This window comes from Gemmata algarum (assembly GCF_034097035.1).
Lineage (GTDB): Bacteria > Planctomycetota > Planctomycetia > Gemmatales > Gemmataceae > Gemmata > Gemmata algarum.
On record NZ_JAXBLV010000053.1, the window covers coordinates 1 to 2,704 of the forward strand.

At 63.6% G+C, this 2,704-nt stretch carries 2 protein-coding genes; both read left to right on the forward strand.

The genetic code is table 11. The features are described from left to right. The first annotated feature begins 1,909 nt into the window (after positions 1–1,909). Positions 1,910–2,359: a hypothetical protein gene (locus tag R5W23_RS06385; RefSeq protein WP_320685616.1), complete on the forward strand. Its 450-nt coding sequence runs from the start codon at positions 1,910–1,912 to the stop codon at positions 2,357–2,359. 34 nt (positions 2,360–2,393) lie between these two features. Next, positions 2,394–2,704 (forward strand): hypothetical protein (locus R5W23_RS06390; protein WP_320685617.1); only part of this gene is annotated, 311 nt, incomplete at its 3' end.

The window sequence follows — 2,704 nt, forward strand, 5'->3', positions numbered from 1 at the left end:
GAAAAATCGGCCGAGTCGCTACCGTCTCCGAAATTTTACGTTAATTTGTGTGTTATTATGTAAATAAAGCATTTTTTTGACGACAGTGATCATGATCTGCCGAATCCATCCGGTTCACGATCTCATCCACCGTACCATGAGACCGTTACACCCGATGACTAGGCCTACGCGGGAAGTGGCTTCGGAGATCATGCGGTAGTCCGCAGATCTCATTCCTGTGTACGTCGTAAACAAGCGACCCATACGGGCAGCGATATCGCAGAGCGGGATTTTCAGGTGTTTGCGTCCGCCTAGCGGCCACTTTCATAAGAGCGTTGAGCTCTAGTTAAACACAGGTGTCTGCCGCAAGCTATTCATTTGGAACCGGTTGCGCCTCCATGTACACGAGAATGCCGAGGCACTTCGTTGGCGACGCCACCTGCCGCCGAGGCCGAACCGGTTACAGTTGGCCCGGGAGGAATTCCGGCGTCCCTCCCCGTTCAGGCCGAAGAACACCCCGAGCGGGCAGCCGACCTGTCCCCGGTCTGGAACGCCGCCGGGAACCCGACCACCGTACCGCATCGGGCATCGGTGTGCGCCTCACGCCACCCGGATGTGCGGATTGAGCCGCCCCGGCACTCCCGCTGGCGGCATCGCATCTGACGGCGGCTCGCGCTGGTAATGTGGTGAATAGAACAGTCCTCGCGTCCACTTCGGCTGTCAAGTCGACCTCTCTTTCACTCCTGGTGAGCGACGGCCCGTTCTATTCACCACATTCACCATGTCACGAAAGGAGACCTTCCGGCAACACGAGTGCGTCCCGCGTCGGTGCGTGAGTCGAAGCAATCTGACACAAGTTAAATATATCGTTGAGTGACGACACATGCGGAAGACAACCGAATGAGACAGCGGTTCCGGGGTCATGCATCAGGATTCGGTCAGCAGGTAATTGATCGGTCGGGAGCAGGTTCCGGGCCGCCTGACTCGGGCGCGCATCGGTCGCGAGCACCGGGAAGAACTCGCCGGCCCTTGGTCCGCGAATTCGTCTGTCGCCCCGGGCCGGACGAGGGCAACATCCTCGTCACGGTGAAGGTCGGGCCAGTAACGGCGACGGCGGCCGTGAGGGTGTCGGTGCCCGGACGGGGCAAGGAAGAGGTTCGCCTGGATGAGCCCGCGAAGTCCACGAAGGCGTCGACTAGTTTGGCCCGTGCCGGTCAGGTGCCGAGTGCATGCCATCCCAGACTGCCGTGTGTGTAACTCTCGCTGTGTGCTAGACTTATTGGGGCAGTGATGGGTCGATTTCTTGGTAGCACAAAAAGTAACCGCGTATGGCCTGGGAAAAGCGAAAGACCCCTGGCTCAGCGTATTTCTACCTGAGCCGCCGCGATCACACCGGCCGCGTCACAAAGGTCTATTTGGGCAAGGGTTCCGCCGCCAAACGAGTGGCCGAGTTGATGGTCCGTGCTGGGGCCGGGCGGGCTGCCCAACGCCAGGAAATCGACGCCGCGCGGGCGCGTCTTGAAGCCGTAGACGGGCTCATGACGGAGCTAAACGCCCTCGGCGGCATGTTGTTCGAGGCATTCTTGCTGTCCGAGGGCTTCCATCGGCCCAATTACGGTGTTTGGAGGAGGCGTCGTGGTCACGGAAGGCACCAACCAGCCGACCCCGGAACTGGTCGTTGAGATCAAGGCGGTGGTCGCCCGGGCCAAGGCTGGGGACCAGACCGCAGACTACCAGGGGTCGCAAGACTGGTGCCTGTATTCGTGTGGTCGCCCGGGCCAAGGCTGGGGGCCAGACCGCAGTCCCCCTGTTGCGGGGCTATCTGGACCGGCACCCGGAACTGTGGCGGCGGTGCGGGGATGCGGCGGCCCAGGCGGAGGGGGCGTGAGTCGCCCTGGCCGCCGGGACGAACCTGCACTTGCGGGAGTGCATGACCCGGTTCGCGACGGCCCGGCGGGCCGAGCTGACCCGCCCGGGGGCGCTCCCCGCCGAGAAGATGCTCGTCGATCGGGCGGTGGCGTGCGCGCTCCAGGTGGAGTACTTCTCCGCCATGGAGGCGAACGCGATCGAGGGAGGGGAGCCGGCGAAACTGCTCCAGTGGCGGGCCAAGCGGCACGCCCAGGCCCAGCGGGCGTTCCAGACGGCCCTCGCGTCCCTGCTCACGGCCCAGAAGCTCTTCCCTGCCGATGCGGCCAAGGTGGCGACATCGCTGCCCCCCACCGAGGCCGAACCCGTGACGGTGCCGATTCCGGAAGCAACCCCGGCGTCCCTGCCCGTTGAGGTCGAAGAACACCACGAGGACGCGGCCTATCAATCCACGGGCTGGATCGCCACCGGTGACCAGGCCACCGCGTCGCAACTGTTGTCGGTGCGGAACTGAATCTCACCCGGAAAGGAATCCGACATGACCGAACTTGCACACCCCCCCGGCCACCGGAGCGCAGGCCGGACCCCATGCAATCACCCACTCCGACCTGCTGCTGAGGCTGCTCTTCCAGGCCCTGCGGGTGAACGACGAGGCCCTGAACGCGGCGGCCGCCGAGCTGCTCGTGCAGTTCGGGACGAAGCCGGTCCCGCGGCTGATACGGGTCGCCCTCGACCGGAAGAACCGTAGGCCGCACCGGCTCCGGGCCTTAACGCTCCTCGGCCGGATCGGGCAGTTATTACGGCGGCATGAAAGATGCTCAATAGTCAAATGGCTGTTGCGGCGGCATAGAGGACGCAT

Bases quoted from the DNA above. Each gene is read 5' to 3' on its own strand.
- R5W23_RS06385 (WP_320685616.1), top strand. From the start codon at position 1,910: ATGACCCGGTTCGCGACGGCCCGGCGGGCCGAGCTGACCCGCCCGGGG.